The sequence below is a fragment of the Tychonema sp. LEGE 06208 genome (genome assembly GCF_015207505.1).
Taxonomy (GTDB): domain Bacteria; phylum Cyanobacteriota; class Cyanobacteriia; order Cyanobacteriales; family Microcoleaceae; genus Microcoleus.
Genome location: NZ_JADEWT010000054.1, coordinates 1 through 25,419, shown reverse-complemented (window position 1 = coordinate 25,419; position 25,419 = coordinate 1). Strand labels below are relative to the sequence as shown.

The following is a 25,419-nucleotide window of genomic DNA, read 5'->3' as shown; positions in this document are numbered from 1 at the left end:
AATTTTTCACTACAAACACCTTGATTAGAGGATTAAGAGCGATCGCCTTGCTGAGGATAGTTGGTAATATTAGCAGGAATTCAGATGAGTTACGGTTTGTGGCCGCGGTTTCGCTGCACCCAAAAGACACAGCTTGAAAAAAAATCATCAGCATTTATCTGGGTGCATCTGCGGTTAAACTATTGAACGAGTATAAAGCAATAATAGATGCTGAAAACTAACTGGAAAAATCGCACTAAATCTGTAATATTTGATGCTTTTGCAACAGAATACGATTTTGCTGCAACCTTGCAAAGCCAGAACGATTTCTTTATTAAAAACCTATCGTCCTCTAAAGGTACCGCATTAGATATTGGCTGCGGTTCGGGAATTTTGGCTTGGGAATTAGCTAAGTATTACGATCGGGTAGTGGCGGTAGATTTGTCAGCAAAAATGCTGGATATCGCCCGTCAGAAACGCTCGTCCCCCAATATCGAATACATCCAAATGGATGCCAGTCATTTAAAGGTCGATAGCCAATTTGATTTAATAGTTAGTGACTCCACCTTTCACCATTTCCCCAATCTCCCCGCCACTCTATCATTAATTAAAAAACTGTTGAATGAGCAGGGAAAGATTGTTTTTTTAGATAATGTCTCGGAAGTCGAAACACCTGCTACAATCAGCTACATAGTAGGTGCAGCGAGAGATTTTATGCCCGACTGTTCCAAATACGGATTTCGCAATGCTTCAAGATTATTAAAATTTAGATTGTCGCCAAGCTGGTTGAAGCATTTAGCCAGTGACAGGTATTTGTCAGAAGGGAGATTTAAAAAAATGTACGGTCGTTGCTTTCCCGGCTGTTATTTTGTAAGATTGGATTGTTTTATGGGCGTGATTTGGGAAAATCTGTAATGCAAAACAACGGGATAAAATCAGTATCTGCGCGGGAAAAAAATAGTCACATCCGCGAGTTGAGCATTAATTTGGAGCAATGGTATGCAGTCGCCCGCAGCACAGAGGTACAGAGTCAGCCACTACCCGTGATATTGTGGCATCGGGCGATCGTGCTTTTCCGCGACAGTGCAGGCAAAATCAACGCTTTAGAAGACAGGTGCCCGCACCGACAAGTCAAACTCAGCCACGGTAAAATCAAAGGCGATTTAATCGAATGCGCTTACCACGGATGGCGGTTAAATACAAGCGGAGAATGCGCCGAAGTCGATTATTTAGCAGAAAATCAAAAGCTACCTAACTGCAAAATTCGCTCCTATCCAGTCCAAGAACAAAACGGTTTTATCTGGCTGTTTCCCGGCGATGCAACCCAAGCCCAAAAAATAGATTTATTAGACTTACCAGAGTGGGAACATCTCAATTATATTGCCACAGTTTCAGTCATCGACTGTCAGGCCCACTATTCATTTTTAATTGAAAACTTGATGGATATGTACCACGGACACTTGCATGAAGACTTGCAAGCTTGGGCCAATCCAGTATTAGATACTTTAACAGAAGACGCGCATCAAGTAACCGCCCGCTATCAGGCGCAAAGTTATTACAAAATAGATAAAATCTGGTCAATCTCCCAGTTATTTTTTAAATCTCTGCGGAAGCTGCACCCGGAACCGCTAGAGGTTAGTTACGTTTACCCGCACTGGGTTTCAACCTTGGGAAGCGACTTTAAAATTTACTGCTTAGTTGGCCCGGTAAGCGAGACAGAAACTCGCGCTTATTTAATTCATTTTACCTCATTAAATGCGTTTTGGCGGCTGCACAAATTGCCTGTTTGGTTTCGCAGGTTTATTAAAGATAGTTGTTTCGGTGCGGCTCAAAAGTTATTAGATGGTTTGGTGCGGCAGGATGTGTTGATGATTGAAGAAGAACAGCAGGCTTTTTTGCATAATTCAGAAAGAAAGAGTTACGAATTAAATCGGGCTTTGGGTAGCGTGCAAAAGTTGATGAGAAATCAGGCAGAAAAGGGGTAATTTAGATGATTCGGCGGTTGAAACCGCGTCTGCACAAACGATGTCGGCCCCAAAACCGACTGGTTCATAAAGAATATCCAAAACCAGGATTGGGTATAAATTGTATAGCCTTTTTCAAAAAAATGAGGCAGGTTTGTTTGTAGTCAGGACTTTAGTCCCGATTGACTCGGAAGAAGGACTGAAGTCCGAACGATCGAACCTCAAAAATCTAAATTCCGCCAGCACAAACTTTACTTTTTAGCGCGCTGCTGCTGGTAAACCTTGACAACTTTCTCCGCAAAAGTAGCAGTTGCGCCGCTTTTGCAAGCTGCGGATTCCCCAGTCATCCACCAGCAAGCGGCGCGGCGTACAGCGGTTAATTCATTGTTGCCGCTAGCTTTGTATTCGTCGCGCAGCAAATCGCCCACGATACAGGTAACAATTGATTTGGCTTTTGTCGCGTCGGCTTCAAATTGTTGGGGTGTTAAATCTTGTTTGGTACAGAATTTGGCCCAGCGGGAAATATTGTTTGGTAAAACTTGCCACTGACTGTACATTCCGTCATTTGCGGCTTGTGGCGGGGCGGCTTGTCGCAGCGCTTCTACGAGGGCGGAAACTTGCGCGTCGGTGACTGATTGCGCTGCTGCTGGAAGTGCTTGCAATCCGAGGCTAATTATCAGGCTGCCGAATAGTAGATTGGTTTTTGCGATCGATTTAAAATTCATTCACAATCCCCTGTTTGATTTAAACTTTGTTTCCTCAAACAAGGTTTACTATTTTGTCGGTAGAATGCCTCTGTCTTAAGTATGATTTGCCCACTTAATGCACTGTCATCGCACTTACGATAGGAATTGTCAATCAATTACGATAAAATTATGGAAGTACAACAAGCGTGAAATTCGACGTTACATCCGACCTGATGGCAGGATTCCTTTCTTAGAGTGGTACTACGCCCTACGAGATGGCAAAGCCCAAGTTAAGGTTGATGCAAGGCTTGAGCGAGTTAGTCTCGGCAATCTGGGGGATTATAAGTCAGTTGGAGATGGTGTCTGTGAACTTAGGATTAACTACGGCCCTGGCTACCGGATTTATTTTAGACAAATAGGAGGGACAATTGTGCTTCTGCTCTGTAGTGGGGATAAAAGTACCCAAGAACAAGATATTCTCAAAGCGAAGGAGTATTCGGCCGACTATGAAAGAAATGAAAATGCCTACCAGCGATAGCTATTACGAGTCTCTAATTGAATCTCTCAAAGATGCCGAACACGCTGGTGGTTTTATCGGGGCTATCTTGGAAGAAAAAGACCCTGAACCCGCACTTTTGAGAAATGCCATCAGAAAGGTGGTTGAGGCTAAAATCAGGATGAATGCTCTTTCGGAGTCAGCAAAAGAACATCACGAAAAACTTGACAAAATGCTGACTGAAAGCGGCGGTTTGGAAATTTACAGTTTGGTAGAATTGCTCGAAGCGTTAGGATTTAAACTAGAAATTACTGTCGCAGGTATTGAGTTGCCCGCTGATTCGATATCAACGGAAATGGGGGAATCAGAATTATTGCCCGAACCAGCTAATGCAAGTTAAGAAGTAAATCGCGCTCTCACCTTTCCAGCACAAAATCAAACAACCGATGAGCCATTTCTAGTTTGCTGCAAGGTGCAATTTCTACTTGCTTGCCGGCGGCATTAATTAATATTGCTTGATTGGTATTGCTGCCGAAACCTGCACCTATTTTGTCGATCGGGTTGGCGGCAATTACATCCAGTTTCTTCGATCGCAATTTCTCCAAAGCCGGTTTGACAATATCCCCAGTTTGTGCTGCAAACCCGACGAGTTTTTGATGCGGCTGTTTCAATTTTCCCAACTCTGCCACAAGATCCGCTACCGGTGCCAAAGGCAAACAATTCGGGAGCGATCGCTTCGGCAATTTTTCACTGCTGTACTCAGCCGGCCTCACATCCGCTACCGCCGCCGCCATCACCGTCAAATCCGCATCGTGAAAGCATTGCAGCATCGCCTGCCGCATTTCTTCTGCACTCGTAACTGATCTCGCCCGCACACCTGACAGCCGCAATTCCCCAGTTATACTGTGTACCAGCGTCACTGTCGCGCCACGGTGCAGTGCGGCTTGCGCCAAAGCTATGCCCATTTTGCCCGTGGAAGGATTGCCGATAAACCGCACCGGATCGAGGTGTTCCCGCGTTCCTCCCGCAGAAATTAACACCCGCTTACCCGCTAAATCTCGATCGCCCTTCGCATACAACAGCGACTCTATGTGAGGCAAAATCTCACAAGGTTCTGCCATGCGGCCGACACCCGCGCGATCGCACGCCAGCATTCCCGCCCCCGGATTCGCCGCGTGATAGCGCCGATAAGTCAGCACCTCCCGCCAATTCCGCTGCACCGCAGGCTGTTCCCACATATCCGTATTCATCGCCGGTGCCAGCAAAATCGGGCAAGTAGAAGCCAAAACAGTATTAGTCAGCAAATTATCAGCAAAACCCCCAGCCAACTTAGCCAAGGTATTAGCTGTCAAAGGAGCAATCACAAAAACTTCCGCCCATTCTCCCAGTTGAATGTGCAGCGGGCGACCGTGATTTGCTTGCCAAAAATCTTTGTCCGTAAAAGCAGGATGGCGGCAAAGAGTAGCAAAAGTTAAAGGCGTTACAAACTCCCCCGCAGCCTCAGTAAGAATCGCCTTAACTTCAGCTCCAGCTTTTGCTAAAGTTGAAACGACTTCGCAAACTTTGTAAGCCGCAATCCCGCCACTAACGCCGATTAAAATTCGTCTGCCCTTCATGATTTTTTGTAATATAGCAACCTTCTAGGTTATGAAAACTTGATGAATTTCTGAAACCATTCCCGATAATTGCCCCTCGCATCTCTTAATTCCTTCTTCCCTCTTCCCTCTTCCCTCTTCCTTCTTCCTGATGACGTTGGACGGAAAGCTCGGCGGGGACAGCACTAATGACTAATAACTAATAACTAATAACTAATAACTAATAACTAATAACTAATGACTAATGACTTCTTCCTTCACCTATCATAAAAAAAAATCAAGAAAGAAGTTGAGATTAAAACAGACAACAATCCATAACTCATCTGTTCAATCCACAACAAAAAATGCTGCTAACTTCTTCCTCAATTCCGTCGAAAATTTTAAGCTAGATTTTTAAGCCTATGCTTCGTCGTAGGCTTCCATATCCAGAAGGTGGAGATAAGGTTCAACCAGCTCCGGCCGCTGAAAGGCAAGCGATCGCAACAAATGCCAATCATTCAATCCCTCAAAAGGATCAGTATAATCGTCAACCTCCAAACGGACAGCCAATTCTGCCACGTCTTGAGAAGTAAGTACAGCAATATCGCGCGATGCTTTGGTTAAAGTTTTCATGTTTTTTACCCCTGCCCTAGACTTCCGCCATACTATATACTAAGCCTTTAATCACATTTCGACACAGTTTCTACAACAAAACTTCGCATTACATCTACAACTTCCGGTAGAATCTCGTGTCCCATGTTAAATTCTCGATACTGCACCTGAGATCCCCAAGCAGTCAAACTGTCGCGCGATCGCACCGCAGCACTAATCGGCACAATAGTATCTTGAGTACCGTGCGCGATTAAAACAGGCGGCAAAGCACTCCCCGCAGCGGGCGAAATCGACGAATGCAAATAACCGCTCAAACAAATTAAACCCCCTACCGGCAAAGTCAATCCCACATCCAGAGTCATCGCTCCGCCTTGAGAAAAGCCCCCTAAAATCGTGCGAGACAAAGGCACGCCCGTGCTGCTTTCCAAAGAAAGCAAAAATTCCCTCAGCAATTGCCGGCTTTCTACCAATCCCCCAGCATCTTTGCTTTGAAGGTCATACCACGCTTTGCCCCCCGTTACTTGGGGATGGGGAAACGGGGCATCGGGAAACACAAACTGATAATCCGGCAAATTGAAAGCCGGTGCTAAGGCCGCCAAATCCCGAGCATTAGCACCCCACCCGTGTAAAGCGACAATCAAAGCGACAGGTTGGCGATCGGTTGTTGGCGGAATGCTAATAAATTGTAAAGACATGATAGTGTTAGTAATTGGTAATCTGGCATTACTACAATTATAAATTGTCGTGGCGAGTAAAACCAAATTTTTAACGCTCCGGCTGCGCCGCAGCACACCTTACCTAAGTCAATCCGCACTTGACTAACTGTTAACTTTAGGCTGCACTGCGACCCGATCCAAGTAGCAATCCGCCACTCACAAAACAGTCACAATTTCCTTCAGATAAACCCGCGCCAACGGTTCCTCATCCCCCAGACTATACTGTTCCATCAATCCCTAGCACCGAATATAAATATTACTTCCTTACCTCACCACAACAGTATCGTCATCAGTGCTTTCTCTGACCAAAATTATCAGTTAACAATTCCGAGGAGTGCAACCGAAATTGATATTACAGGTAATTTGCCAGACATAATATCGCGAAAATATCATGGTTTAAAAAAGTTTCTGCGTCCAAGGCACTAATAAAAAGAAGAGGATTTGACCTCTTCTTTTATTGCTGCGGTTTCTGCTTGTTTAAGCACTTTTCTGTTGGTCAAAAAACGAATTCTGCCCTTCTTCAGTCGATATTAAATTCCACCCTTGAGTTGTCAGCTTCTGAAAAGTTGCCCATCCCTTAGAACCGTCCTTTTCCAGGTAGTCGGACGCCGCGAACTGCGGAAAAGCTGTATAAGGCCGCCATGCTTGACGTACTTCGGTACGCAAGTGCAATATCTTTTCTCCATTGCCTCCCAATCGGGGCAACCAACACATTTGTTTTAGCATTTTTAACACTCCAGAGTTTTACAGTAACGGTAATTCGCCAACATCCCAAATTAAACTTTTAGAACCCTAGAGATACTGCTCGGAATATCTAACAGGTAACAGGGACGGATGAGATTTTCACCGATTACCAATTACTGAGGTAGCAGCAGTCGTCAAAGTTGATTTGGGTTCTCGAAAATTTCTCATTCCAAGACTAGAGAACTAATACTGTCAAGGCATAAGCAAAAATAATCATTGCTATTATCTGCTCAAACTTGACTTAAAGGCGATCGCGCGAAAATCCAGTTGCATAAAGCATTAATTTTTCTGGTTTCCCTTGCTTGGTAATTACAAGCTCATGCTCCCCCTTTCCGCCTAAAATTACATCTTTCTACAGTATTAGTTTTGTAAGCTAAAAAATGTTCCTTTAGTTACAATTATTAAATTTTTGTCACGATTTATATTGTTATCAAAAGTTCAATTACTTTTCATAAACAGCGATTAATAATTTTTAGTAACTTTAGCTACATTGGCTCTGGATGGGTGAACAGTTTGGACGATCGACAGGGCGAACTCCCAACCGGCCCAACAAACTGCAATGGTTTTTATTAAAATATAGACCTAATCATGAGTTTCTGGAATGTTACAAAAACCTGATTTTGGTGCGGCTAAGTTTGCCTGCACTTTAAACTAAAAATATATATTTTATCCAGGATATTAAGGAGCTAAACTGTTAGCTTGCTACCGCTAAAACGCTTACAAAAAGCGAGTTGTACTAACCAATTTTTATGATAATTATCTATCGGGTTACAGCATTCCTAAATTTCCTGCTGCGGGGACTTGGCACATTGGGCGTACAACAAAATTGTACAAGTTGGGGCATAAGACTTTAAGTTTGATTGGCGGCCACGGTGAGCGCTGGTATTTGTTTGAGAGTGGGAGAATTTATGTCTCCAGACAGATGATCTGCGAACTCATGCAACATTAAATGGTATTTATGACTGGCGCAAACAGCTCAAAAAACCGGGCTTTCCTAGCGGGGCGATGGTGGAAACTATGTTTTTTTGTATAAAAATTCGGTTTCTGCGTCTGGCGAGTGCGATCGCAATTCCTGGTATTGAGCATAACAAATGTACTGCGATCGGTCAACTGTCAATTAACACAAAAATTAACACAAACTTTGTCGGAGGACAAACTCTATGGGCTGGCTAAAAAGATTGTTTGGTTTAGAAAAACTTGAAAATCAAGAAAATGTGCAAGCTCCAGCTTACCAAGCACCTGTAGCTCAAGCTCAAGCACCTGCTCAACCTGCTGCTGCGAGCCCTCAGACAATCCCGCCGGAACGCATGGGATTGAATGGAGAATACGATCAAAGCGGTTTAGCTAAACGGGTAGCTCAGGCCTTTGATGCAAATCCTGATGTTGCGGATATTGAGACTGTTTATGTGGCGCAACTCGGCACTACGGTGGTTCTCAAAGGTACAGTTCCCAGTCAGGAAATTGTCAACAAGTTAGTGACAATTGCTAAAGGTGTTAAGGGTGCAACTGGCGTGGAAACCAATCAAGTTACTGTCGGCTAGCACGAAGGTTGTTTATAACAGTTAACAGTTAACAGTTAACAGTTATAGCAATCGCCCATCATAGTTAGGTGTTCTTAATTGCACTTTCCCCATGCAGTCGATTGCAACGGAGGCCTCTGGAGTTTTGCAAAAAGCATTTTTATTATAGTGCGATCGTCCCCGCTCGCCAGTTGTACAATACGCTCTTCGGCGACGCTCGCACGCTCAAATGCAAAACACCAGATGCTCCCGACTGCAACGGAGGCAAGAGTTCATTGTTATGCCTCCAGCCTCCAGCCTCCAGCCTTCTTCCTAATGACTAGCCTTCGACTTCGCTCTTCGGCTAGAATGACTAATGACTACTGACTACTGACTACTGACTACTGACTAATGACTAATGACTACTGACTACTGACTACTGACTACTGACTACTGACTACTGACTTCTTATATAACAGTTTTTTTGAATTATATCGCTGTAGCTAAAAAATATGACCGGGGAAATTTTAGTGCCTACTCGCGGCAAATTAGAACGCAGTCTTGCACAGGGAATTCAAGCTTTGTACCGCTCTCTACTCGGGAACCAAACGAGTCAGGCGCTGTGCAATCTTTTGGATAATAAATTAATAATTGTGATCGAAAATGCGATTACTCAGCCTGAAAAGTTGCTGGCTCAGAACGGTCAGGAAGATTTGGCTTCGCAGGTACGATCGCAATTAGAGTCGGTTCTGGAATTGCAACTGAAAGACTTAATCAAAGAAATTTTAGGTGTGGGAGTGACTGATTTGCTCAGCGATGCGACTTTGGAGACTGGCCGCACGGGAACCATAGCAATTTTGGAGTCTGCACCTAAAGTTCGCGATTCTAGTTCTAAGTCTAAAACTAAATCTGAAAAGGATGATAGTTGAGGTGGTCGCGGATAATAGTTTCTAAGTCCTTGATGTTAAAAGGTTTAGAAAGGTATGCAGTGCAGCCGGCTTCGAGAATCCGATCGCGGTCTTCTGCTTTTGCCAGTGCTGTGACAGCCACAATCGGAACATCGATCAGGTCGGGGTTTTGTTTGATGCGCTTGATTAATTCTATACCGTCTAGATCCGGCAGGCAAATGTCTAGTACGATGAGGTCGGGAAGTCGATCGGCCGCTGTCGCCAGAGCGCTGTACCCGTCAACGGCTCCGACGAACTCGCAGCCGAACAAATCCAGTATTTGCGTCAGCAGCTCTAAGTTGTCGTGATTGTCGTCTACCGCCAAAACTAGAGGACGGCTGTCAATCGCCGATTGACCGTTATTTAATGACGAGGATTCCAAAGTCTGATTCCAATTAGGGTAGTTCATAAATGCAGATCGAAAAACGATCGTCAAAGTTATCAGCGAGGCATTCCTCAAGTGGCGCTCTGGCACTCGAAACAGATTGGCTCGTATTTGTAGCTCTCAGACGATCGGTCTTTGGTCTAGCTCGATTGTACAATATCGCTGCTAGTTGGGGCAAAGACTGTATCAGTCTATCGATACCATAGCATCTCCATAATTTTACCGATCGAGAGCGCAAATTATCTACCTGCCCTTGCCCGTGCGTCAGCCTTGGCAAGCAGAGGCGATCGCCACCAAAAGTATTGCCAGAAAAGCCTTTTATTTTAATTACTTTCATTGTTCTCAACAGCGGCAGAGGCTTTGCTGAATACTACCTGCACAGTCCCGGAGGCAAAAAACCAGATTTCTCGGAAAAATCGTCGATCTATTCCGATAGATGCTTGACGCAGAAACCGGGTTTTCGACCTCGCCCCCGCGCAGGACTACCAACAGCAGACTGAGGTTAAAATCAGTAAATATACCTAAAGCAAGATTATAACAGATACAAATGTTTAACAATTTCCCCCTGTTGAGAGATACTTGTTGAGCAGATTTATATTTTAATGTTTGTAAGTAGTAATTATCGCAAATTTAGCAAATAAAGATATCAATTTTTACTTGTTGTTTACCGGATATTAATCTAGGAGATATTAATGACAATTGCAATCAGAGATGACCTGACTTACCTTTTGCTCAAACAGATTGGCAGCGGCAACGCCCAGGGAGAGTCGGCAATTAGGAATGCAGCAGAAAAGTATGTCGGTCGAGAAATAGCAGAAGCGGAATTGCTCGGTCACTTAGACTACCTCAACCAAAAAGAATTTATCAAAGCAGAGTTTAGCGGAGAGCCTTACGGAGGGACTGAGTTATTGCCGCCTTTAGTGGCATTTCAAAAAGCCGATTTAACCGAAAAAGGTCGCAAAATGTTGCAAAAAATGGAGACGAATCCTCCTAAGTCCCTGCATCAAGAAGGGTCAGCAGTTCCGATCGCCACTAAGGATATGCCCTTTTTGGAAAAAGTGATGCTAAACGGTAACATGGAGGATATTTTTGATGCCCGCGACATTACCGAATTGGTGTACCGGACAATGCGAGACTTGATGACAACAGAAGCAAGCGATCGCGTGGAAGCCGAACTGCACACAGAAGTTTTGCCGGCGACGGACGACAAAACCCTGCAAAAAGAAATAGCAGAGCTCTGGAAAGATACGAATCCGCTGGTGGGATTGCTGAGCCGGGTGCGTCCGCCTTGGCAAGGGCCTGCACCTTTTGTGATCGATTCCAACTTGTTTATTTTTCGGGTGGAACAAGAAGGTGGACTTCCTTCTGGGGTAAAACCGGAAACTGCGATCGCCGCCGTATTTTCGGCAACGAAGGATGAGTTGTCCGAGGAACGAATTCAGGAAATAGCGGGCTTTTTGCCGGACAGAATTCGGGAAATTTGGCAGTCGGCTTAACAGGATATTTCCGAGTATAAATACTTACAAACCGGGTTGAGGAACCAGCATTCTGTGCTATAAGTCAGAAGCAGGTCTCGTAAACCCGGTTTCTCCATGCCCACCAATAGGTTTGCAGTGAGGACTTTAGTCCCTCCAATAGGTTGGCAGTGAGGACTTTAGTCCTCATAAAAGTCTTTTGAGAAACCTGGTTTCTCACCGAAATTTGTCGGGAAATCAAAACGAGCCCCAGAAACCGAGTTTCTCGCTCCCGCGTTGAATAAATCCCCCAGACGCAGCGAAAGTGTTGTATTCTGTAATACAGGGCGAGTTAACACAGCGGCTCGCAAAAATGCTGTCAACAGCCGGAGATCAAAAGGGATGGCCCGCGCAAAAGTTAGAGCAATGTCAAGATCGACTCTCGAACAAGAAATTTTACTCAATCGCATTACTAATCGGATTCGCAACTCTTTAGAATTGCAAGAGATTTTGACGACAACGGCGCGAGAAATCCGCAGCTTTTTAGGGAGCGATCGGGTAAAACTTTATCGCTTTGAGGAAGACGGTAGCGGCGAGGTGATTGCTGAGTCGATCGACGGCGACAACTTGCCATCCCTGCTTGGTTTGCGCTTTCCTGCTGGCGACATTCCCAAAAGCGCCCGCGAAATGTTTGTCAAAGCGCGGCAGCGAGTGATTGTAGATGTCCAATTGCAGCATCAAACAATTAATCGGTTAGACTGTCCCGAAACCGGCAAAACTTTAGCAGTTGAAGATATTCGCTATTCTCCTGTAGACTCCTGTCACGCTGAATATCTCAAGGCTATGGGGGCGCTTTCTTCTCTGACTGTGCCGATTTTGCATCAAAATCAGCTTTGGGGGCTGTTGGCTTGTCACCACAGCCAACCGAAACGGTTTAACGAGCGAGAATTGAAAATGGTGCAGTTGCTGGTGGATCAGCTTTCAATTGCGATCGCCCAATCTTTTCTACTGAGTCAAGCCCGACAGCAAGCGCGCGACGAAGCCGTTGTCAACCAAATTAGCAGTCTGCTGCACTCTCCTCTGGAACTCCACGAAATTCGGCAAGCAGTTCTCGAACAAACTGTCAAGCATTTGCAAGGTTCGGGAGGGCGGCTGTACATTGCAGCCGAGTTTGGCGATCGGCCAGCTAAACTTTATACCTGGGGCCAGCAGCCACAGGATGCCGATCTTGAACTCAGCGAGTTTTGGCAGCAGATCATGGGGTTTGCCAACCAAGACGAGGGAGAAAAAACTGCAGGTAATACCAGCCAATTAGGTGTTTTTCAAAACCTATATTCCGAGCATTACAGTTCAACTGACACAAATATTTCCAATTTAATTGTACCTCACTTGTACGCGATTTCCGATATTTCTCAAGAACCTCAACTCAAATCTTTATCTGCAAATTTTATCGAAGCTGACATTCGGTCAGTTTTGGCAGTACCGCTGCAATACCACCAACAGTGCATCGGCTGTCTCACCGTTTTTCGCAGCGCCGTAGAAACCGAAATTTGGTGGGCTGGAAATTGCATTTCCGACGCGCGGAACGATCGTCCCCGACAGTCCTTTGCAGCTTGGAAAGAAATCAAAACCGGGGAAACTCAAAAATGGAGCGCCGAAGAACTGAAGCTAGCAAAATCTTTGGGGACGCACCTGTACATGGCTGCAATGCAGAGGCGCGTCGAGGCGATGATCCGACATCAAGCTTCTCACGACCAACTAACAGGTTTAGCGAACAGGTTGCTGTTTAATGAAAGGCTGTCTTTAGCTTTAGCTAACGCTCACCAAAACGCCGAAATGCTGGCGGTAATCTTTCTAGATTTGGACAGATTTAAAAATGTTAACGATACTCTCGGACACCCCGTGGGCGATTTGTTGCTGCAAGGTGTATCTCGGCGTTTGACTACCTGTTTGCGCGTAGGAGATTCGCTCGCTCGTTGGGGCGGCGATGAATTTACCGTGCTGCTGCACAATATCAACAGCCCTGAAGAAGCAATTAAGGTTTGCCAGGAAATTATCCACAGTTTGAGCAGTCCTTTTGATTTTGACGGGCTGGAGCTTTATACTAAGGCTAGCTTGGGAATTGCTTTGGCTCCTTACGACGGAGAAGATGCAGAAACTTTGCTAAAAAATGCTGATGCTGCGATGTACAGAGCTAAGCAGAAAGGTCGGAATAATTATCAGTTTTACACGCGGGCGATCGGCAATCAAGTCTCCGAAGAACTGAACTTAGAAAATCAGCTTTACAAAGCTCTGAAAAACTCAGAATTTGTGCTGCACTACCAACCGCAAATCAACTTAAATACCGGCAAAATAGTCGGACTGGAAGCTCTGATCCGCTGGCAACATCCCGAACGCGGCTTGATTGCTCCCGCTCGATTTATTCCCTTAGCTGAGGAAACAGGATTTATCTGTCAAATAGACGAATGGGTGATGCGGACTGCTTGCTTGCAAAATCGAGCGTGGCAGTTAATGGGATTGCCGCCGGTGCGGATAGCTGTGAATTTATCAGGACGCCAGTTTATGCAGCCTAACACGGTACAAATCATCGCTAAAATTTTGTCAGAAACCGAGTTAAATCCCGAATATTTGGAAATAGAAATTACCGAGAGCATTGCGATGACCGATGTGAATTTTACGGTGTCGGTATTGCTGCAGTTGCAGCAAATGGGAATTCACATTTCTCTGGACGATTTTGGTACCGGTTATTCTTCTCTGTGGTCTCTGAAAAACTTTCCGCTCAATAATTTAAAAATAGACAAATCCTTCGTGGCAGATTTGCTGAACGACAGCAGCGGTGCTACGATCGTCAAATTGGCGATCGCCCTGGGACAGGGTTTGAATTTAAAGGTGATTGCAGAGGGAGTGGAAACAGGAGAACAGTTGGCATTTTTGCAGTCGCTGCAATGCGAGATGGGTCAAGGTTACTTCTTTAGCAAACCATTACCGGTGGCCGCCGCCACCCAATTGTACCTAGAAAATCAACAGGGCAAAATACGTGGTTTCAATTAACAACCCGGAATCAAAACAAAAAAGGGCGCTGCCTAATTGCGGGATGATTTTGATTGTTGTGTAGGATGGGAGTCGGGCCCGAAGGCGTGTATTTTCAAAGCACGTACTACCAGAGGCAGGCACTCGCAGGGTGTACAGCAACGGCCACAGCGCGATCGGGCATTTTCGAGTGCCCAAATCATTGCTATTATTACCTCCTGCCTCCTGCTGTACTTCATAAACCAGGAATATGCTGTATTTCTTGGGTTCAGGGCATCGGTTTGTAGTGAGGACTTTAGTCCTCACTACAAACAAATTTGATTGTCCTTAAGATAGGTTAGGATCGAAAACTTAATAACTTAAACACCTCCTACACTCCTCTCTCCTGTAAGTTGCAAGAAAGAAGGAGGCAGAGCCTCCGGATCTGCATTACCAGGCAGAGCCTGGTAACGAGCAAAACAATCAACAGTCAGTAGGGGCGGTGCCAAGAGTGCCCGCCCTCTTAACTTAACAGTCAACAGTCAACAGTCAACAATTCCGGTATGAGTGCAAGCGGAATTGATATTACTGCCAAACAAACACTTTTGCTTCGTATTCCGGCAAGTCAATCATAATATGGTCATCGCCGGATTCAACATCATAATTTCCCGTCCATTCGTGCCAAGTTCCGTTGGCCGGGAAGTGGGGAACGCTGTAATCTGCCAGATAATTTTCCGACATATTCGCCACTACCACAACTCTCGAACCTTCATCGTTCCAGCGAGTGTAAGCAAACACTTTTGCGTCTGAATCTTCGTGGAAAAATTCAATGTTTTCTGTGTAAAGTGCTTGGTTATTTTTGCGTAGGTGAATCAATCCTTTGTAGTATTCCCACAAACCTTTGTTCATGTCATTTCCTAGCAGAGTCCAGTCGATTTTAGATTGCTCGATTGTTTTGGGTTTGTATTCGCCAAATTCTTCGCCCATCCAAATCAGCGGCACGCCAACTGCAGTCATTAACAGCGCAACTCCCAACTTCGCCCGCTTGAATGCTGCTTCATCCAAAATTCCGCGATCGCCCAATTCTGAGAATAGGCGATCGTGGTCGTGATTGCTCAAATAATTGACTACATTTGTAGCGCCCAAGAAACCTTGGCGCTTGCAGTCGATTATCTCTTTGAGCCGCTCTAAATCAAAATTATCGCCGCACAGTTGTGGAATCAGCGAGTGATAGAAACTGTCGTGCCAGCAGCCGTCCATCGGCCCGTCTATATTGGTGATGCTAGGATCTTCGGGAATGTATTCGGCAATAGTGTAAAACGGTTTTGGGCCGGCGACATTTTTGGCTTCTTGAACGATCCAGTGCATGAAATCGTAGTTGGCAATTTGTCGCGCTGCGTCGAAACGAATGCCGTCGAGATGGTATTCTTGAACCCAATAGCGGACTGCATCGCCGGCAAATTTGCGCGCTGGGTAAGTTCCTAACTTTTCGTCGTAAAATTCGTAGTTGAATTCCGGGCCCCAATTGTTGTCTGGATCGCGGGGGGCGTGGTGGTACCAATAATCGTGATCGATTTGGGTGAGGGGGCTGGATGATTCGGAGTGGTTGTAAATCCCGTCGCTGATGACGCGAATGCCGCGGGCGTGACACTCGTCTATGAGGTTTTTGAGTTCTTCTGTGGTGCCGTAGCTGGACTCTGCTGCGAAGAAGTAGCGGGGGTTGTAGCCCCAACTGTAGTCGCCGGGGTATTCTTTGAGGGGCATTAGTTCGATCGCGTTGATGCCGATATCTGCTAGGTAATCGAGTTTTTCGACTACGTGCTTGTACTTGCCGCGGGCGAGGGGATCTGCTTCGCCGCCGGAAAAGTCGGCAACGTGCATTTCGTAAATAATTAATTCTCGATCGGCAGGGAGGGGTTTGTCGTCGTGTTTCCAGACGTAGCTATCGACGATGCGATCGCCATTTTTGATCCTAACAACGGCGTTTTGACTCGGATCGTCAATGTCAGTCGCGTAGGGATCTACTAAATCTATCCACTGATCTGCTTCCAGAAACCAGCTTTTCGACTGCACGCGGAATTTGTATTGATAAACGCCATCCTCCAAATCTACTTTGGTGCTGAAATTACCTTCTTCATCCTTTTCCATCGGGATTTCTTCCCAATTAGAAAAACACCCCATCAAGGCAGCTCCTTTGTTGTAAGGAGCAAATAATTTGAATTCAATTGGAGCCGCCATAGTACCTCTTTTAGAATATTTCAGTAAGAGTTGATACTTTTAATTTCGCAAATGTAAGCGAACTCAGGCATCAGTCTGCGGATATAACTTTTTTAACTGCTCAACTATTCCTCAAAGCAGGGTATTTTGCCCTGGCTTCTGCATTTTGTGAAGTGAAATCGCGCCAGTATTCGTAAGTGCGATCGCCATTTGTTTTATTTGCGATCGTTCAATCTTAACTATTAGTAATGGTATGATTGTTTGACATCTATCTTAAGGTGTATTTACTGATAAATAATAACTTAAAATATCTGCACTGGGATAGATGCGGAGGTAAATAAGCTGTTGCTCATATAGATTGTGTATGGCGATTGAGGGTCCGATGGGGATCAGGGGAGAGGGGGAGAGAATTTGACGATTTTTGATTGTCATCAAAATATACAATGTTTATTTGCACAACAGCATATAGCTTTTTAATACTTAAAAATATCGCGGTGGCGATGGTGAGATTGCCGCCTATATTTCTGGCAGTAAGGTGCGCGTTGCACACCCTACTGGATCGGAGTAAGGCGCGCAACGCGCACCCTATGTTAACTACTTTTTAGCCTTTTGATAACGCTTCATCCAACCAAGCCAGAACGGAGGGCGAGAACGGCCGCCTGAGTGCGATCGTCAGCGCACAACTTGTTTAAAATATTGCGGACGTGAGTCTTGACCGTACCGACAGTAATGTACAGCTTTTCGGCGATCGCAGCATTGCTGTAACCCTGCACGATCAGTTCCAAAACTTCCAATTCCCGCTCGGTTAAAGGGTAAGTTTCAATGATGTGACTGAACTCGGGTTCGGCCGCCTTAATTGTGACTCTTTTGCCCTCAACCTTCGGTTCTTCCGGGGCCGACTCCTTCGTGCGAGCTTGTTTCAGAACAATGCGGGCGATCGCCGGATCGATCCAAGAGTTACCTTCGTGAGTTACTTTTACCACGTCTAACAACTGATCGAAGCTGATATCTTTCATGCAGTAAGAGTCAGCTCCGGCGGCAAAAGCTGCCAGCACTTCTTCTTCATTGTCCTGAAAAGTCAGAATCAAAATTTTGGTATCGGGATCGGACTCCGCTACCGATTTCTTGAACTTTTGTGTAAGTTCAATACCGTCAAAATCTGGCAAACCAATGTCTACAATTGCCACATCAGGCTTTGAAGATTGAAGCAGTTTCAATCCGTCTGTAGCGTTAGCTGCATCGCCGACAACTTCTATCGTGTCACGCTGTTGTAAAGCTGTGCGGATGCCGACTCTTGTCAGGTCGTGGTCTTCTATCAATGCAACGCGAATTTTACTCATGTTTCTTCCAATAGTCCCCTAAACTTTTAAAATATCGTCCACTGACTCAGCCAAACTGAGTAAATTTGAGAATGTGTGCTGATTTAGAGTTTGACAAGCCGCACATCTTGTTTAAGCATACTCATGCAGTCGCCAAGAATGCAAGTTAATTTTTAAGTTATTTTGCTGCGATCGCCAGCTTGCGCCCGATCGCGGGACGGTTCAACAGTTGACCGGGGACTGTCACCTCGTACTCGATCGCGAAGAGATTGTCAGCGAGGGAAATTAATTTTTCCTTTCTCCCTCCAAAGGGACGCTTTAAACCCATTTTTTTGCTGGTAAGCTCTCAATGTTTTTAACAGTTTAACTGAATTATGCCATTGTCCGCCCCTTGATAGAGGTAAAGATAACACTACTCAGATACATTTAAACTATAAAAACTTTTGATGCATTCGGGCAATCAAAATAAATAAAGCTAGTAGCGCGAGTCTTGAGTCGATGTTAGGGTTCAAGTTGAGTGCTTATTTATAAAAACCAGTTATGACTCACTATCACAGCAATAACTCTTTTCGCTCCGAGTTTTCCGACACGGAAGTATTACACAAAGTATCAGAAATAACTTCCCCCCAACGGCAAGTTTGGGACTGCAAAACTCAGGACGATCGCCTGCGATCGGCAATTCCTCACATAGTTTGGAAAGTAAATGCGAAGGGCTGGGCGACTTATTTAGGTCATGGCTGGGAGGAGTATACGGGGGTACCAGCAGCAGCAGCCTTGGGTTTCGGCTATTTAGCGCGCGTTCACCCAGAAGACCGTCCTCGTCTGTTGGCCCGATCCTCTTCGTTGGCGCAGCCCCCGCAGGGGCGGGCTTCGCTAACGCACACTCCTCAAACCCCTCCGCCAAGTTACGAAATAAAATTTCGTTTGTTGGCGCGCTGCGGCACTTACCGCTGGAACCTAGCCAGAGGAGCGCCCGCGAACCCACAAAGTCACGATATTTTAGAGTGGGTGGGAACCTACACAGATATGGACGCGATCGAACAAACTCAAGCCGGGACAGAAGCAGAACCAGAATTTTTGGGGCCCCAAGCGTGCTCGCAAGCTAACTTCCGAGCCGAAAATTTGTGCGAAAACAAGACGCTAACGCAGGCTGGGCAAGATTTGCAGGCGATCGATCGGTTTACAAATTTGTTAAGCCAGCGCGCGGGTAACTTGTCGGAATTGTTACAAGCAATCGCAGACGCGACTTTAGAGGCGATCGCCGGAGCTGAATTTTGCCTGGTAGCGCTCCCCGACTGCGATTGCAGCGGCCTCAAGCTCACCGCTGTCGGAGGCTCCCAAAGCTTTGAGAAAGGCAAAACCCCGCAGGTGCAAAACAACCTGCTGTTGAAAGCGTTTGCGACGGGAGAGTCGCAACTGTGCTACTCTGACTGCGACTCGGGATTCCCGGCGGCGACAATCGCTGCGGCGATCGAGTCGGGAGAAAGTGGGCGTTTGGGCGTGTTGGCCATCGGCACCGGCAAAGAGTGCGCGGCAATTGAGGGATCTGTGCAACTGCTGGCGGTAATGGGAAAACAAGCTGCGATCGCGATTAACAACGCGCGGGCGATCGAAAAATTAAAAAAGCAAGAACAGCTTTTAGAGTTGCAAAACGAGCTGTTAATTCGCCAGCAGGAAGAACTGGAAAATCAGGGCCGGCGCATTCAACAGCAAAAATTGCAACTGCTAGAAGCAGCGAAGTTAAAATCCCAATTTTTGGGCACCATGTCCCACGAATTGCTAACTCCCATGAATGCGATTATCGGCTTTTCTCAATTGCTGCTGCGCCAGCACAAACAACTGCTGACAGAGGCGCAAACAAAGATGGTATCGCGGATTTTAAATAATGGCAAAAACCTGCTAACCCTGATTAACGATATCCTCGAACTCTCCAAAATTGAGAGTTGCCGCACAGAATTAGAAATAGAAGAATTTAATTTAGCGCACTTAGTAATGGATGCCGCCCGGGAATTTGGAACTCAAGCCACTGCAAAGAATGTAGCAATGTCTGTCAGCGTCTGCTTGCAGGAGCGGTTGATAGTTAATGACAAGTGGCGGCTGCGGCAAGTTTTGGTTAATCTGATTTCCAACGCGATTAAATTCACGCATCAGGGCTGCATTTCGATTGAGGTGCGGGAATTAAATGGCGATCGGCTAAGTATCACAGTTCGGGATACAGGAATCGGCATCTGTGAAACCGATCTGCCCAAAATTTTTGACAAATTCCGCCAAGCCGACCAAACCGCAGCCCGCGCTTATCCAGGTACCGGTTTAGGATTAGCGATTTGTACTTCTTTAGTTCAGATGATGGACGGCACAATTGCCGCAGAAAGTCAACTAGAACAAGGTTCGACATTTACGATCGAAATTCCGCGCAAAATTAATGCTCAACTCTAAAAAAATGCAGGAAACAAAAGGAAGAAGGAAGTCGGGTCAGATCCTTTTTGATAGCATCAAAATTATATAGTGCTGTCCCCGAAGAGCGAAATCGATGTCGCTCTTCGGGGACAGCACTCTCAAGGATGCAAATCTACAATTCTGATGCTACCGAATTTGATATTGGCGATCGTATTATGTGCGATCGATTACCAAAACAAAAACATTCCTAGATTGCGGACTCGCATTCCGCAATCTAGGAGCGTACTCGCATTCCGCACTGCAAACTAACCTATCTGTGCGGTTAATCGCTCGGACAGGATTCTGCGTTTAGCTCGAAGCGGTTTTAACAACCGACTAAAGACTAGAAGTTTTCCCAACTTCAGCCTGAGTAGCAATTGGTTTAACATCGGTGTGGCCCATATTATTAGCTACATCGCGCAGCACCGAAATTTGCTGTTCAAAATCAAGACCTTCAATTTCACCCAACAGGCCATTGACAGCCTCAGTTGCCTCATATCCTTCGGGGATATCGACAATTTTAGCACCCATACCAATAGCCCAAGCATACCAAACCACCAACTGATTATTAGCAGTTAAAGCTCCGTAATCGCGAGAATAAGGGGTGTCATCGCGGTTGACAATAGCTCGCATTATATTCAGTTGTTCATCATCAGAAAGGTTGTAAAAATCACCTAACAGCACGGGAGCTAATTCTGGCTCTGCGGCTTGGGGAGCTGCTGGTGTAATTGAATCTCCCATTTCTTCATAAATAAAATAGAGCAGCGCCAGTTTTTCATCTGTACCCAACCCGTTGATTTTCTGAACTATCTTTTGAGTGTCGTTGGAGAGAGAGTGAGAATTGGTTTCGGCGGGTGAGTTCATAAATAAGTTCCTTAAAAATGCTTCCAGAATATATAAATATCAAGATTTGTAAGTACAAGTCACCATCCTCTAGAGGTAATGTGATTTAAGATTTGAGATTTTTGATTTGAGATTTTTGATTAGCAAATGACTGATTTTATAAGGGTTTGGGGTACGGGCTGGCGGTTAGATGAGTTTTTTATACGGGCGTAATGTTTAGCCACCAGTAGTCAAAAGTCATCCTTAAGATAGAAGCCACCGATACATCTGCAGATAGATGAAAAGGCTGCGAAATTAAATTATTATTTAAATATTGAATTCTTAAATAAAACTAGCAAGGAGTCCGATATGTCTGAAGTCAGTAAAGAAGCAAATAACTCTCAAACATTTGACGCTCAGCAAATAACTGAAAATGTGGAAGCTGGAGAACAAAAGTTGCAGAATGTTGATGTATCGGCAGACTACGAAGCTTCCAAAGAATTCAGCGTTAGTGAAGTCGATCGCACAAGTGCAGGTGCCAAAGCTGCCGCGGCTGCAACTAAGCCTAAATTTGATGTTCCCGCTCCTAAAGATATCCCAACATCGGCAAATTCAAGCAGCAAGCCCGATGATTTTCGGGCGATGGCTAAGGAAATTAAGCCGGCAGGTGCAGCGGGAAATGTTACCGACGATTTGGTAGAGAAGGCGATCGATCTCGGTACTCCTGGCAGTTAATTGAGAAATGCTCAATCCTCGACACATAATATCAATTCCGGTTGCACTCAGACATGATGTTAACTGTTAGCTGTTAGCTGTTAGCTGTTAACTGTTAGCTGTTAGCTGTTAGCTGTTAACTGTTAGCTGTTAACTGTTAGCTGTTAACTGTTAACTGTTAGCTGTTAATTTACTCTTCCGATGAAGAGAGGATTTCATCTAATACCAATTTCATAAAGTAGCGCTAGATATTAGCTCCCCCATACTTTGGGGGGGCTAAGACTTCATCAGCACATCTTTAGAAAAATGTTATATAGCGGTTCTCACAAAATTGAGGTATGCCCTATGCCCGGTTTGGCCTATGCCCCATGCCGGATAGTACCTCATTTTTCGCTTGAAAGGCTATACCTATGAAGTTTTAAGTGTCGCTAATTGATTGATTTTAAGTCGATCGCCCGACAAATCTTGCTCGCAGTGCGATCGTCCAAAATTTCAATTACTAAGTCTACCCGATCGCCCTCCAGCATCGACTGCATAAATAACTCAGGATGCAGCGCTTTCCAGAAATATTCAACAAACCGATTAATTTCGGCTTCCGACATTCCCGACTTACCCTGCGCCATCATTTCCCGTTCCGCCTGATTGCGCCACACTTGAGAAAGGCGGTAATCTCGGGGATACAAAAGCATCAACCGATCTAATCGGTTCCACAGCGGCAAATAGTCGTGGAGCTTCGCATTCATATCGCGCGCAAACTGACAGTCAGCCTCTGTAGAAATCGGAAACGGCGCAGTTGCTAAAAACTCGTTCAATGTGGCATCAGCGACTGGATTTACGCCGACAAACCAACCTTCAAACAGTACAATATCCGCACCGCAAATAATTTCGGGTTGAGTTCTGTCTCCCGCACCACCCCAGGCAGATTTGTCAAACCGGGGAATTTCTATATTTTTAATTATATCTGTTTTCGGGAAATCGGATTTTAGATTATCAACTGCTGCTAATTCGCTAGTTTGTGAACCGCGCAACTTGTCTAAAACTGCGATTCCCAAGTCAATATCGTGAGTTCCGGGGGGGCCGCGCCAAATTAAACGGGGGTCTGCTTTTTGGAGTTGTTGGCGATCGGCATAAGTCTTGTAAAGGTCATCTAAAGAAATGCTGACCGTAGAATATCCCATTTTTCCCAGAATCACCTTCAAAACTTGACATAAAGTCGTTTTCCCGGTTCCTTGACTGCCTAAAATGCCTTGAATTAGAGGACGGTTGAAACTTTGTTTTTCAGTAGATAATTGGATTGCTAGCGGCAGCCAAAGATTCCACAAAGTTTCGAGAAAAATAGTTGACTTGAGCGGGAAAGTATGCAATTCGTCAAGCAGAGCAAAGAATAAATCGCTTTTGTGACGGACAACATCGGCTGCTGAGTCGGGAGTAATGTTAAAAGCGCGCAATCGCGCCTCATCCGCAAGTTCCCAAACTGCCAGCAATTCTAACTCGCGGGCGCCGATTTTTTTGAGTGGGCGATCGCCAGTTATCCATGCTTCTAAAATTTCTACAGGATTTAAGTTTCGATCCATCTGCTTAAAAATATGGGGCGGACACTCGAAAGCAAGGCCTCTAAAACTCAATACTTGTTAAGAACCAAGCTTGAAAGCTTCCACAAATAAATTATAAGTAACACCAATTTTCAGAGCTTGGAGCATTTCCAGCCATAAATAACGAGTTCCTTGCCGCTGCCAACGATAAAGCAGCAGGCTCACCAATTCCGTCCACAATACCAACAGCGCCGCGGCGATAATATCCCAATCAGAGGATTGTCCGGCGATCGTCGAAAGAGCAGTTCCCAAAAAAGTGCCGAACAGCAAGCTAATGAGCAAAAGCGAAATCCGCCGCCAAGGATTGCTCGCCCAGCGTGCGAATTGCTCGCCCAGAATGTCAAGCAATCTGTTAATTCGGGTATTCTGCATAGTCGTTAAAAATTATACTGATGAGTTAAAAAATGCGGGTCGAGAGCGACTCCAAATGTTTACCGGGTGTGTCGGCCCCCATCTAAAATTTAAAATTTAACATTTAAGATGGTATTGAGCGATCGCCACGACTGCATTAGCTTTGGCGATCGAAGGTCAAGCCCTCCTCTTTGCTAGCAAAGACGCTCGCTTGCGATCGGTCAACTAATTAAGTGTATCTGTATCTTGTGGCAAAGCAGCCCCAGGCTCTATATTCCAAGTAGTTATGACTAATTGCACCTGTGCGAACTATATGTTTAAGAATAAAACTTATGAAGCTTAAAATTTACCAGATTTTTATTGGATTGTCGATCGTCCTAATGATAGGAATGTTTCTGGGACGCTTTGAAATCACGATCTCCAACGGTGCAAATCAGCCCAGCGATCTACCGAACGCAGCCACCGCACTCCCCCCAATACCCCCCGTTTCTCCAGTTACCACAGCCTCGGCAGATACCGCAAACGAGCCAAAACCCGACTCAATAGCAGCGCCCCGCGAGTCAGAGGAGGAATTGCTTGCCTCAATCCCTGCAAATATTAAAGCCGCCGGCATTCTGCGCGTCAGCAACCGCAGCGAACACCCAGTGCGAGTAGCCCTGCTGTCGAAAGGCAAAGCCGAGAAATCCTACGGGAAACCGGCACACTGGGATTTTGCGCCGGGGGAAGGAGGCGACAAGGGACTAATGCTATCGCTGCCGGATGGCAAGTTACAAGTCAAACGGGGAGACATTGTGGTGGTTTTTGCTCAAGATGGTTCCCGCCGCTACTGGGGGCCTTACGTTGCCGGGGAGACAGCCTCGCCCGCTTGGAACAGCACAGCGGAGGAATGGCAATTAATTTTGCAGCCTTGAAGGCTAGTCAGTAGTCATTAGTCAGTAGTCAGTAGTCAGTAGTCAGTAGTCAGTAGTGCGGTCGCCTCCGAGCTTTCGGTACAACGTCAGTAGTCATTAGTCATTAGTCATTAGTCATCAGTCATTAGTCATTAGTCATTAGTGCTGTCGCCTCCGAGCTTTCGGTACAACGTCAGTAGTCATTAGTCATTAGTCATTAGTCATTAGTCATCAGTCATTAGTCATTAGTCATTAGTGCTGTCGCCTCCGAGCTTTCCGTACAACGTCATCAGGCAGAAGGCAGAAGGAGGAAGGAAATCGGAGGAAGACATACACAGCCAGCTTTGTGGCGAGCCATATTTGATATTTCATTAGGTGGATTTACTTAGCTGCGGCCCGATATTTTGGTTGAGAAAGCCGGTTTTTTCGGTATTGCTGAGCGTGGTGCAAGATTTGATTTGAACCGGATTCGATCGAGTTTCGAGTTTCGAGAAAGCAAATCTTTCGGTAGACTCTCTAATGCGAGTTAAAATTTTAAATCTAAAATCGCAGGAAGTTTGGGTGAAGGAAGTTATTAAAAATTTGTCAGAATATCGCAAGCACCGCCCGTTAGCACCTTTGTTACTGTCGCTGTTGTGGCTGGGGGCGATCGGCTTCGTAGCTTTTTTGTGGAATCTTGGCAACATTGGCTTAGTTGACGAAACCGAACCGCTGTTTGCCGAAGCCGCCCGTCAAATGACGGTGACAGGGGATTGGATCACTCCTTATTTCAACGGCGAAACCAGGTTTGACAAGCCGCCGCTGATTTACTGGCTGATGGCGGTGGCTTACCGCACTTTGGGAGTTAACGAGTGGGCTGTACGTCTGCCGTCGGCTTTGTGCGCGATCGCCCTTACTTGTCTCGGATTCTATACTCTATCGAAGACAGAAGGAAGTTCGGCAACGGATTCTGTAGCGGATGTAGCGGATGTAACGGAGAAGTCCAAGGGAATATTTTCCCCTGTCTCTTATAA

Annotated in this window: 26 protein-coding genes; 13 read left to right on the top strand and 13 right to left on the bottom strand. The window is 45.6% G+C overall.

Annotated features, from left to right (window positions below):
• Positions 1-207 precede the first annotated feature (207 nt).
• Both IQ263_RS15575 and IQ263_RS15570 read left to right on the top strand, forming a co-directional pair.
• On the top strand, positions 208-894 hold the full coding sequence (locus IQ263_RS15575; protein WP_194068221.1) for a class I SAM-dependent methyltransferase: 687 nt from the start codon (positions 208-210) through the stop codon (positions 892-894).
• The gene (locus IQ263_RS15570) at positions 894-1,964 is read left to right on the top strand and encodes an aromatic ring-hydroxylating dioxygenase subunit alpha (protein ID WP_194068220.1); all 1,071 of its coding nucleotides are present in this window, start codon (positions 894-896) and stop codon (positions 1,962-1,964) included. The genes IQ263_RS15575 and IQ263_RS15570 overlap by 1 nt, the downstream gene beginning before the upstream one ends.
• A gap of 230 nt (positions 1,965-2,194) precedes the next feature.
• Here the strand turns inward: IQ263_RS15570 and IQ263_RS15565 are convergent, their stop codons facing one another.
• Positions 2,195-2,668: a hypothetical protein gene (locus tag IQ263_RS15565; protein WP_194068219.1), complete on the bottom strand. Its 474-nt coding sequence runs from the start codon at positions 2,666-2,668 to the stop codon at positions 2,195-2,197.
• A 142-nt stretch (positions 2,669-2,810) separates the two neighbouring features.
• Here IQ263_RS15565 and IQ263_RS15560 point away from each other — a divergent pair, with 142 nt between their 5' ends.
• Together IQ263_RS15560 and IQ263_RS15555 are read left to right on the top strand one after the other, a co-directional pair.
• A complete protein-coding gene (locus IQ263_RS15560) occupies positions 2,811-3,167 on the top strand; it encodes a type II toxin-antitoxin system RelE/ParE family toxin (protein ID WP_333195225.1) in 357 nt (118 codons plus the stop codon).
• Entirely contained in the window at positions 3,136-3,525 is a 390-nt protein-coding gene (locus tag IQ263_RS15555) for a helix-turn-helix domain-containing transcriptional regulator (protein ID WP_194068218.1), read from the top strand. Before IQ263_RS15560 ends, IQ263_RS15555 begins: the two co-directional genes overlap by 32 nt.
• A 16-nt stretch (positions 3,526-3,541) precedes the next feature.
• On the opposite strand, the gene coaBC is transcribed toward IQ263_RS15555, so the two are convergent.
• From coaBC to IQ263_RS15535, 4 genes are all read right to left on the bottom strand, one after another.
• Positions 3,542-4,741, bottom strand: coding sequence for a bifunctional phosphopantothenoylcysteine decarboxylase/phosphopantothenate--cysteine ligase CoaBC (gene coaBC, locus IQ263_RS15550; RefSeq protein ID WP_194068217.1), 1,200 nt, complete (start codon positions 4,739-4,741; stop codon positions 3,542-3,544).
• A gap of 378 nt (positions 4,742-5,119) precedes the next feature.
• Entirely contained in the window at positions 5,120-5,332 is a 213-nt protein-coding gene (isiD, locus tag IQ263_RS15545) for a protein IsiD (protein ID WP_006632739.1), read from the bottom strand.
• A gap of 47 nt (positions 5,333-5,379) precedes the next feature.
• Positions 5,380-6,006 (bottom strand): alpha/beta hydrolase, encoded by a 627-nt coding sequence (locus tag IQ263_RS15540; RefSeq protein WP_194068216.1) that lies wholly within the window; start codon positions 6,004-6,006, stop codon positions 5,380-5,382.
• A 498-nt stretch (positions 6,007-6,504) separates the two neighbouring features.
• Entirely contained in the window at positions 6,505-6,753 is a 249-nt protein-coding gene (locus IQ263_RS15535) for a hypothetical protein (RefSeq protein ID WP_194068215.1), read from the bottom strand.
• A gap of 1,035 nt (positions 6,754-7,788) precedes the next feature.
• Between IQ263_RS15535 and IQ263_RS15530 the strand changes: the two genes are divergently transcribed.
• The 3 genes from IQ263_RS15530 (at position 7,789) to IQ263_RS15520 (ending at position 9,199) form a co-directional block, all read left to right on the top strand.
• Positions 7,789-7,944 carry a hypothetical protein gene (locus IQ263_RS15530; RefSeq protein ID WP_194068214.1) on the top strand — a complete coding sequence of 52 codons (156 nt, stop codon included), beginning with the start codon at positions 7,789-7,791 and terminating at the stop codon, positions 7,942-7,944.
• Positions 7,932-8,312: a BON domain-containing protein gene (locus IQ263_RS15525; protein ID WP_194068213.1), complete on the top strand. Its 381-nt coding sequence runs from the start codon at positions 7,932-7,934 to the stop codon at positions 8,310-8,312. Before IQ263_RS15530 ends, IQ263_RS15525 begins: the two co-directional genes overlap by 13 nt.
• A 470-nt stretch (positions 8,313-8,782) precedes the next feature.
• Positions 8,783-9,199, top strand: a complete 417-nt coding sequence (locus IQ263_RS15520) for a Na-translocating system protein MpsC family protein (protein WP_194068212.1) — start codon at positions 8,783-8,785, stop codon at positions 9,197-9,199.
• Here the strand turns inward: IQ263_RS15520 and IQ263_RS15515 are convergent.
• Both IQ263_RS15515 and IQ263_RS15510 read right to left on the bottom strand, forming a co-directional pair.
• On the bottom strand, positions 9,174-9,626 hold the full coding sequence (locus IQ263_RS15515) for a response regulator (protein WP_194068211.1): 453 nt from the start codon (positions 9,624-9,626) through the stop codon (positions 9,174-9,176). The genes IQ263_RS15520 and IQ263_RS15515 overlap by 26 nt on opposite strands.
• Positions 9,613-9,939, bottom strand: coding sequence for a hypothetical protein (locus tag IQ263_RS15510; protein ID WP_194068210.1), 327 nt, complete (start codon positions 9,937-9,939; stop codon positions 9,613-9,615). The genes IQ263_RS15515 and IQ263_RS15510 overlap by 14 nt, the downstream gene beginning before the upstream one ends.
• 355 nt (positions 9,940-10,294) lie before the next feature.
• On the opposite strand from IQ263_RS15510, the gene IQ263_RS15505 reads away from it, so the two are divergent.
• Both IQ263_RS15505 and IQ263_RS15500 read left to right on the top strand, forming a co-directional pair.
• Entirely contained in the window at positions 10,295-11,098 is an 804-nt protein-coding gene (locus IQ263_RS15505; RefSeq protein WP_194068209.1) for a DUF2267 domain-containing protein, read from the top strand.
• A gap of 360 nt (positions 11,099-11,458) precedes the next feature.
• Positions 11,459-14,107, top strand: a complete 2,649-nt coding sequence (locus tag IQ263_RS15500) for an EAL domain-containing protein (protein ID WP_194068208.1) — start codon at positions 11,459-11,461, stop codon at positions 14,105-14,107.
• Between the two features lie 543 nt (positions 14,108-14,650).
• On the opposite strand, the gene IQ263_RS15495 is transcribed toward IQ263_RS15500, so the two are convergent.
• From IQ263_RS15495 to IQ263_RS15485, 3 genes are all read right to left on the bottom strand, one after another.
• Positions 14,651-16,303 carry an alpha-amylase family glycosyl hydrolase gene (locus IQ263_RS15495; RefSeq protein WP_194068207.1) on the bottom strand — a complete coding sequence of 551 codons (1,653 nt, stop codon included), beginning with the start codon at positions 16,301-16,303 and terminating at the stop codon, positions 14,651-14,653.
• Between the two features lie 599 nt (positions 16,304-16,902).
• A complete protein-coding gene (locus tag IQ263_RS15490; RefSeq protein WP_194068206.1) occupies positions 16,903-17,622 on the bottom strand; it encodes a response regulator in 720 nt (239 codons plus the stop codon).
• 157 nt (positions 17,623-17,779) lie between these two features.
• On the bottom strand, positions 17,780-17,929 hold the full coding sequence (locus IQ263_RS15485; protein WP_194068205.1) for a hypothetical protein: 150 nt from the start codon (positions 17,927-17,929) through the stop codon (positions 17,780-17,782).
• 212 nt (positions 17,930-18,141) lie between these two features.
• Here IQ263_RS15485 and IQ263_RS15480 point away from each other — a divergent pair, with 212 nt between their 5' ends.
• Complete coding sequence (locus IQ263_RS15480) at positions 18,142-20,037, top strand: sensor histidine kinase (protein ID WP_194068204.1); 1,896 nt, start codon at positions 18,142-18,144, stop codon at positions 20,035-20,037.
• A 336-nt stretch (positions 20,038-20,373) separates the two neighbouring features.
• On the opposite strand, the gene IQ263_RS15475 is transcribed toward IQ263_RS15480, so the two are convergent.
• The gene (locus IQ263_RS15475; RefSeq protein WP_194068203.1) at positions 20,374-20,901 is read right to left on the bottom strand and encodes an orange carotenoid protein N-terminal domain-containing protein; all 528 of its coding nucleotides are present in this window, start codon (positions 20,899-20,901) and stop codon (positions 20,374-20,376) included.
• A 327-nt stretch (positions 20,902-21,228) separates the two neighbouring features.
• Here IQ263_RS15475 and IQ263_RS15470 point away from each other — a divergent pair, with 327 nt between their 5' ends.
• Complete coding sequence (locus IQ263_RS15470; RefSeq protein WP_194068202.1) at positions 21,229-21,594, top strand: hypothetical protein; 366 nt, start codon at positions 21,229-21,231, stop codon at positions 21,592-21,594.
• Positions 21,595-22,001: 407 nt separating this feature from the next.
• Here IQ263_RS15470 and IQ263_RS15465 read toward each other — a convergent pair whose 3' ends face one another.
• Together IQ263_RS15465 and IQ263_RS15460 are read right to left on the bottom strand one after the other, a co-directional pair.
• Positions 22,002-23,147 carry a glycerate kinase gene (locus IQ263_RS15465; RefSeq protein ID WP_194068201.1) on the bottom strand — a complete coding sequence of 382 codons (1,146 nt, stop codon included), beginning with the start codon at positions 23,145-23,147 and terminating at the stop codon, positions 22,002-22,004.
• 57 nt (positions 23,148-23,204) lie between these two features.
• Complete coding sequence (locus IQ263_RS15460; RefSeq protein ID WP_194068200.1) at positions 23,205-23,537, bottom strand: DUF565 domain-containing protein; 333 nt, start codon at positions 23,535-23,537, stop codon at positions 23,205-23,207.
• Between the two features lie 311 nt (positions 23,538-23,848).
• Between IQ263_RS15460 and IQ263_RS15455 the strand changes: the two genes are divergently transcribed.
• Together IQ263_RS15455 and IQ263_RS15450 are read left to right on the top strand one after the other, a co-directional pair.
• Positions 23,849-24,427 (top strand): hypothetical protein, encoded by a 579-nt coding sequence (locus tag IQ263_RS15455; RefSeq protein ID WP_194068199.1) that lies wholly within the window; start codon positions 23,849-23,851, stop codon positions 24,425-24,427.
• Positions 24,428-24,925: 498 nt separating this feature from the next.
• The coding region (locus IQ263_RS15450; protein ID WP_228050085.1) for an ArnT family glycosyltransferase at positions 24,926-25,419 on the top strand (494 nt) is incomplete at its 3' end.